General features: G+C 53.0%; 9 protein-coding genes and 2 pseudogenes. 6 read left to right on the top strand and 5 right to left on the bottom strand.

What is annotated here, in order from left to right; genetic code table 11:
* The 3 genes and pseudogenes from PseAD21_RS30105 to PseAD21_RS22825 all read left to right on the top strand — a co-directional run.
* Positions 1-269, top strand: a pseudogene (locus tag PseAD21_RS30105) (cell wall hydrolase); the annotation flags it as partial.
* A complete protein-coding gene (locus PseAD21_RS22830) occupies positions 269-808 on the top strand; it encodes a lysis system i-spanin subunit Rz (RefSeq protein WP_102357997.1) in 540 nt (179 codons plus the stop codon). The pseudogene PseAD21_RS30105 and the gene PseAD21_RS22830, both read left to right, overlap by 1 nt.
* Before the next feature lie 144 nt (positions 809-952).
* Complete coding sequence (locus PseAD21_RS22825; RefSeq protein WP_098968401.1) at positions 953-1183, top strand: hypothetical protein; 231 nt, start codon at positions 953-955, stop codon at positions 1181-1183.
* On the opposite strand, the pseudogene PseAD21_RS22820 reads toward PseAD21_RS22825, so the two are convergent.
* Positions 1184-1381, bottom strand: a pseudogene (locus PseAD21_RS22820) (SOS response-associated peptidase family protein); the annotation flags it as partial.
* A gap of 250 nt (positions 1382-1631) precedes the next feature.
* Positions 1632-2756 carry an acyltransferase gene (locus PseAD21_RS22815; RefSeq protein ID WP_102357995.1) on the bottom strand — a complete coding sequence of 375 codons (1125 nt, stop codon included), beginning with the start codon at positions 2754-2756 and terminating at the stop codon, positions 1632-1634.
* Positions 2757-2916: 160 nt separating this feature from the next.
* On the opposite strand from PseAD21_RS22815, the gene PseAD21_RS22810 reads away from it, so the two are divergent.
* Positions 2917-3339 (top strand): cell wall hydrolase, encoded by a 423-nt coding sequence (locus tag PseAD21_RS22810; protein ID WP_102357994.1) that lies wholly within the window; start codon positions 2917-2919, stop codon positions 3337-3339.
* Positions 3339-3845: a lysis system i-spanin subunit Rz gene (locus PseAD21_RS22805; protein WP_102357992.1), complete on the top strand. Its 507-nt coding sequence runs from the start codon at positions 3339-3341 to the stop codon at positions 3843-3845. Before PseAD21_RS22810 ends, PseAD21_RS22805 begins: the two co-directional genes overlap by 1 nt.
* 100 nt (positions 3846-3945) lie before the next feature.
* On the opposite strand, the gene PseAD21_RS22800 is transcribed toward PseAD21_RS22805, so the two are convergent.
* The 3 genes from PseAD21_RS22800 to PseAD21_RS22790 form a co-directional block, all read right to left on the bottom strand.
* Positions 3946-4689, bottom strand: coding sequence for a hypothetical protein (locus PseAD21_RS22800; RefSeq protein ID WP_102357991.1), 744 nt, complete (start codon positions 4687-4689; stop codon positions 3946-3948).
* Between the two features lie 96 nt (positions 4690-4785).
* Positions 4786-5511, bottom strand: coding sequence for a hypothetical protein (locus PseAD21_RS22795; RefSeq protein WP_102357989.1), 726 nt, complete (start codon positions 5509-5511; stop codon positions 4786-4788).
* An 81-nt stretch (positions 5512-5592) separates the two neighbouring features.
* Entirely contained in the window at positions 5593-5802 is a 210-nt protein-coding gene (locus tag PseAD21_RS22790; protein ID WP_102357988.1) for a hypothetical protein, read from the bottom strand.
* A 35-nt stretch (positions 5803-5837) separates the two neighbouring features.
* On the opposite strand from PseAD21_RS22790, the gene PseAD21_RS29885 reads away from it, so the two are divergent.
* On the top strand, positions 5838-6023 hold a 186-nt coding region (locus tag PseAD21_RS29885; protein WP_218244983.1), incomplete at its 3' end, for a hypothetical protein.

Raw genomic sequence — 6023 nt, 5'->3', positions numbered from 1 at the left:
CACGGGTCTGCCAGAAGCTGTACCAGTTCAGCTGCTGGAACAAGACCGATACGAACTATCAGTTCCTGATCGGCGTGAAGGAAATTCCGTTCCGCGAGCTGGCGCAATGCCGAATCGCGGCTGACCAGGTGATCGACGGCAAGGTACAGGATCCTACCGGCGGCGCCACCCATTACTACGCCACCAGCATCAAGGCGCCGGCCTGGGCGGCGAAGGCCAAGCAGACGCTCAAGTTGGGCGGCCACGTCTTCTTCAAGGATGTGCCGTGATGGTCGTTCCGTGGAAAGCGGTGGGCGCGCTGGCGCTTGTGCTGATCGGCGCCGGCAGCGCCTGGCAGTTTCAGGACTGGCGCTACGGGAAGCAATTGGCCGAGCAGGCCCAGCAGCACGCCGAAACCCTCAATCAACTGGCCCAGGCCGCGGCTACCGCGCAGCAGGCCGAGCAGGACAAGCGTCTGGCGCTCGAGCAGCGGCTGGAGGCCAGCGAGCAAACCCACTTCGAGAAAATGACCGATGCTCAACGTGATCAAGATCGCCTGCGCGATCGCCTTGCCACTTCTGATTTGCGCCTGTCAGTCCTCCTTGACGCAACCGACGCCGCCAAAGGCTGCGGGGTGCCTGGCACCGCCGGCACCGGCGGCTTGGATCATGCAGCCGTACGAGCCCGACTTGACCCAGCGCATGCTCAACGAATTATCGCCATCACCGACGAAGGCGACCGGGGGCTGATCGCGCTGCAGGCTAGCCAGGCCTACATCCGCACACTGAGTGATGGCTCGGCGCTATCGTTGCGAGGTGAGCACTGGTAAACCATCATTTATATTCGATCTGGATGATGCGGGCACATGGACAAGCAACTGGCTGGCTACTCAATTGTGATGACGATTATCTGGGTTTCAGTCGTTCTTTCTGTCATTTATTGGATGTCGTAGTGAAGGTAATAGGTGGCTGATGTGGAAGGCGTGGTGCTGAGCGAGAAGATGCAAAGAGAGGCGGATCGGCTGCTGGCACAGATTGTCCGGGCCGATTCGATGATCATTGCTGTGAAGGCGGGAGCACGGGCGGATGGCTTCGTGCTTGGACTGGAAACCGGCGGGGCTTTGCGCGCCGGCGATGCGGAAAGGCTGTACATCATTTTTGAGGCCGCGCTGGTGGAGCGCTTGAAAACGCTGACGCACAGTTGATCAATCGATCGGCTTAATCAGGTCCGGGCCCTGATTTCGGACATTCCCCACCGCGCGGTCAACCTTGTACCACTCGAACACCTCTGTCGGCTCGCCCTGGTGCAGCACCATCTGTTCGGCGCGTTCTTTCGGCGTGGCCGGATCCAACCATTCCCGTGCGAGTTCAGGCGATAACGCCACCGGCCGCCGGTCGTGGATATACGGCGAGCCTATGACCTCAAGCACCTGATCAGCTTGCACATCTTGGTTCCGGACCTTCCTCCAGTGCAGCTCCTGAACTTGAGGCGGACCCTACTGGCACCGAAGCCTGAATTTTGAAGTGGTCCCCTTGGACGATTTGGTTATCTGGCCTTATGGGCCTCACAAAAACTAATCGCGGGCCCGCGCAGTAAACATGACAGCCGCCGCGCTGACCAGAAAGTCCAACAGCCCTATTTGCCGCAATCTGCTAGCCATTTTCTTGCGTCGCGGCGGAGCTGTGCAGCTTTCTGGTAGATAGCGCCTTTCCAACGCGCATCATCGGCTTTTCAATGTATGAATAAGTTGCGTGTGAAAAGACAATTGTTAGCGCTGTCGATAAACCTATAGCAAGAAAAATTGTGCTGCTTGAGCCCATACTGAGCTTGCTGATTATAGATAGCGTTAAAAATACAAAAATCATGTGGTTTATGTATATGGAATATGAAATTTTCCCAAGGTATGAGGCTGGCTTGCTATTTAGTATTCTTGATAAGATATTTTGCGTGGTGTTCTTTTTAACGTTTAGCGCGCAGTAGGATGCAGCAGTCCAAATTAGCAGGGCTGCTGTATATTCCTGCATAAAAGGCAGTGCGCATAGAGGCGGAAGTATTGAGAGAATTTTTGACTTTGTGCTGGATTTGCTTAGGCCGAATGTTGCAATGCCCACTGCAAAAAGCGACAGGTATTGGCCAATGTAGCCGCCACCCAGTTTGTTATTGAATGAAGCCAAAAGCGCGATTAGGACAGCTAGTGCAGGGAGCTTATACATCCTTTGCCGAGGCTTGAGGAGTAAGTAGGCGATAGGAGCCAGTATGTAGAATTGCCACTCTACCGACACACTCCATGCCTGGCCAACAAGAGTGTAAGCCGAGTTTGTCAGTACGCTATCAGGAATGAGCCCTTGAATAAGAAGTAAGTGCGCTGACAAATGCTCAATTAAGTTGTTTGTCGCGGTATCAATAAGTGAAATTCTGGCGGCTGTCATTGGCGCTATTGGAGAGGTAAACAGCACCTCGCGAGCAAATGGGAGCATCAGCACGGATATTGCGAGCGCTAGCAGATACGCCGGAAACAGTCGAAAGGCTCTATGTATTATAAATGTTCGATAGCTTTGGTGTTCTCTGTCAAGTAGGCTGAATATTACAAACCCGCTTAGTATTATGAATACCTGTACCGGTACGGTATTCCAAAGGTTGGGACTTGGCAGGTAATGGCTCGTTGCGAGGCCGGACAGCATATGCCCAACAACAACCCATATCGCCATGATTCCGCGAAGACCTTCGAATTCTGAGATGAACCCTTTTTTTAACGTCTCGTTATTTTTCGTGTTCATCTAACAATTCCACGCTTCATGTATGCATTGGCTCAATTCATAGCCGCCCAGTCTAACAATTCTGGAGTTTTTCAGGAGATTTGAATGCATCACTGCGCAATAGCTGCCGATCCTCTTGAATGCCCGCCTAGCAGCGGGCTTTTTTACGCCTGGAGAAACCATGACCGCTACTGATAAAGATCGAGACATCCTCGCCCGCACACTATGGGGTGAGGCCCGCGGCGAGGGAGCCGTCGGCCAGATCGCCGTGGCGTGGACGATCCGCAACCGTGTTTTCGATGGCAAGACCAATTCTTGGTGGGGCGAGGGCTACGCACGGGTCTGCCAGAAGCCGTACCAGTTCAGTTGCTGGAACAAGACCGACCCGAACTATCAGTTCCTGATCGGCGTGAAGCAGATCCCGTTCCGCGAGCTGGCGCAATGTCGGATCGCTGCTGACCAGGTGATCGACGGCGCGGTACCTGATCCAACTGGCGGCGCCACGCATTACTACGCAACCAGCATCAAGGCGCCGGCCTGGGCAGCGAAGGCAAAGCAGACGCTGAAGCTGGGCGGGCACGTCTTCTTTAAGGATGTGCCGTGATGGTCGTGCCGTGGAAGTTGGCCGGAGTGCTGGCGCTGGTGCTGGTCGGCGCCGGCAGTGCCTGGCAGTTTCAGGACTGGCGCTACGGCAGGCAGTTGGCCGAGCAGGCGCGACTGCACGCAAATGCCATGAATCAACTGACCCAGGCCGCCGCCACCGCGCAGCAGGCCGAGCAGGACAAGCGTCTCGCGCTCGAGCAGCGGCTGTCGGCCATTGAGCAAATCCACTTCAGGAAAATGAGTGATGCCCAACGTGACCAAGATCGCCTGCGCGATCGCCTTGCCACTTCTGATCTGCGGTTGTCAGTCCTCCTCGACGCAACCGACGCTGACAAAGGCTGCGGGGTGCCAGCCACCTCCGGCGCCGGCGGCGTGGATCATGCAGCCGTACGAGCCCGACTTGACCCCGCGCATGCTCAAAGAATTATCGCCATTACCGACACCGGCGACCGGGGATTGATCGCGCTCAAGGCGTGTCAAGACTACGTCGGTGCCCTAAGATTCTGACCTATACTCCTACTCGCGCTCCAACCGCAGTGGGTTTGATGTCAACAGCGGATATGAGCTGAAACTCAAGTTTTAGATCGGTAGGGGCGTTAGCTTGGAGTTAGTTGTTTTTTTGCGGATCTAAAAGTTGTTCGTTGTGGTAGAAGAACTTTGTTTTTGCGGACTTCAGGAGTTCGTGCATATCTGTTTTTTGAAGCTCGCGATTTAGCGCGGATAGAGCTTCATTTTGAAGTGAGGTATTTAGGTTGAGTACTGCTTTGCATAGTTTGCAAAAAATTATAAGATCTTCAAAAGATATTTCAGCTGCGAACGATGTATGGCAGATGTATTCTGGGGCTTTTTCTCCGAGTGGGTCGGTTATAAATATTGTTTTTGCTGTTTCCATTTGAGACTTCCCGCAATGGGCGACCCAGTTGTTTCTCAGGTTTAATATTTGCTCGTGAAATGCAAAAAGATCGTCGCCAATGATTTTTCTAAGTTTTTGTTCTGGCAGCCTTGCGTTTCTGCCTTTGGCTGTGGCAAAGCACTTTCCATAAGTGATTATACTCGACAATATGAAGTTATGCTTTATTAGGTGGTCAATGTTGTTCTTGTCGTATTTTACGATATTGTTGTCTTCAGGTTGTCGCTCCGCGTACAAGGATAGTGCGAACTCGATAGACGAAATAGCATGTTCTAAATCTTTTGTTAGAAGTTGATGCTCTGCAGCTTTTCGCGCAGATTTGCTAGTTAGTTCTATTGAAGGACATGGTTTTCCGCCTCTGAGGAAAGAAACGATTAGGCGATTGCTGTTATGCGGTTTGGTTTTATTTATTTCCAGATCTGTAAGTTTTAGTTGTTCCATTTTTTTGATCCTGATAATCGTTATTTTTGTGTGCCTATAACAGGTTTTTATACCGTTGACATAGTCGGTCATATTACATTAATTCACTTATGGTTTTCAGCGTAGTCCATTGGGCAGTGGCTTTGTCACGAAACCTTTTCCGGCGCAGGCCTTGCAGTCATCACGAGCACCAAAGCAATCGAGACAGACTGGACAAATGCAGAAGGCCGCCGACTCAATGTGAGGCCGCACCCTTTCAAAAGTGCGCAGATCCCGCTCCTCCTGCGCGACTTGGGCTACATCTATGAGCGCTCGGTAGGCGTCGGCATCGGAAATTGGGCGGTGAGTTACGCCGGCGATCATCCGTTCGGTCTCTACCAACTGATATCGGCGACCATTCATTTCCAACACCAAGCCTGTAATCCGCCCAATCTTTCGGGAGAGTCCCAAGGTTAGCCGCACACCATCCGCGTCAGAGTAGACCTTGCCGTCGTAGGCGAAGGAAGCGCCGCGCGGCTCATCACTTTCGAAGTTGAAGATTGACCGGCTGATAGTGCCCAGCAGATTCCCGTTGTCGATTTGAACGACGTCATAGGTCGAGGCGCCGCGGTACTGACCCGGCGAGTTCTGCAGCTCTTCGACGGCGTGCCAGTACGCGGCGTCTGCCATTTCGTTCATGTCGAACTGCTCAAGCTGGTTAATCAGGCCCTCGTCGCGGAGCGTGGCTGCCATCTGGTGGAGGGTTTCCCTATGCCCCTCTGGGTTTTGCATGCGGAAGTCCTGGTCATCGAGAGTCGCGCGCCATCGTTGGAGTCTGAGGGATTTGGCCTGGTCGAAATTCATGAAAGCGATCGCTGTACAAGTGCTGTATGCATGTACAGTAATCGAGGTGTGGCTTGCGGGCGAGGATGAGGCGACGAGCTGTCAGTCGGGAGTCATCAATACAGCCAAGGTCATCTTGATGAATTCTTCGTTCTTGTCGATCGCCCAAAGGGCGCCCCGGACATTCTCGGCAACATCCGCGGAGCCGCGTTGCTCGACCCAGTTCGTCAGTTCCATGATGGCGGCTTCGAGAGCGAGTTGGTTCTCATTGATTTTGTAAAGCAGGGAAGGGAGCAGATCGGAATTTGGCATGAGCGTTCCTCAGTGAAAGAGCCCAGCGTAGCACCGTGTTACATGAAGAGTGTTTTACGTTTGGCAGGACGCCAGAGAAGGGAAGAAAACCAGAAAGTTTTGTAACGCGTATCAAAAAGTTTTGTAACGCTTCCGTGAGCTCAGCAAAAATCTCAAACCCCAGAAACGACAAAGCCCCGAATAATCAGGGCTTTGTCGGTACAAATATGGCGGAGGCGATG

It is taken from the genome of Pseudomonas sp. AD21 (genome assembly GCF_002878485.1).
In the GTDB taxonomy this organism is placed as follows: domain Bacteria; phylum Pseudomonadota; class Gammaproteobacteria; order Pseudomonadales; family Pseudomonadaceae; genus Aquipseudomonas.
The sequence above is the reverse complement of the archived record's forward strand: the minus strand, read 5'-3'. Positions and strand labels throughout refer to the sequence as shown.

Coding starts and splice junctions, on each gene's coding strand:
- PseAD21_RS22795 (WP_102357989.1), bottom strand. CDS start 5,511: ATGAATTTCGACCAGGCCAAATCCCTCAGACTCCAACGATGGCGCGCG.
- PseAD21_RS22810 (WP_102357994.1), top strand. CDS start 2,917: ATGACCGCTACTGATAAAGATCGAGACATCCTCGCCCGCACACTATGG.
- PseAD21_RS22800 (WP_102357991.1), bottom strand. CDS start 4,689: ATGGAACAACTAAAACTTACAGATCTGGAAATAAATAAAACCAAACCG.
- PseAD21_RS22815 (WP_102357995.1), bottom strand. CDS start 2,756: ATGAACACGAAAAATAACGAGACGTTAAAAAAAGGGTTCATCTCAGAA.
- PseAD21_RS22830 (WP_102357997.1), top strand. CDS start 269: ATGGTCGTTCCGTGGAAAGCGGTGGGCGCGCTGGCGCTTGTGCTGATC.
- PseAD21_RS22805 (WP_102357992.1), top strand. CDS start 3,339: ATGGTCGTGCCGTGGAAGTTGGCCGGAGTGCTGGCGCTGGTGCTGGTC.
- PseAD21_RS22790 (WP_102357988.1), bottom strand. CDS start 5,802: ATGCCAAATTCCGATCTGCTCCCTTCCCTGCTTTACAAAATCAATGAG.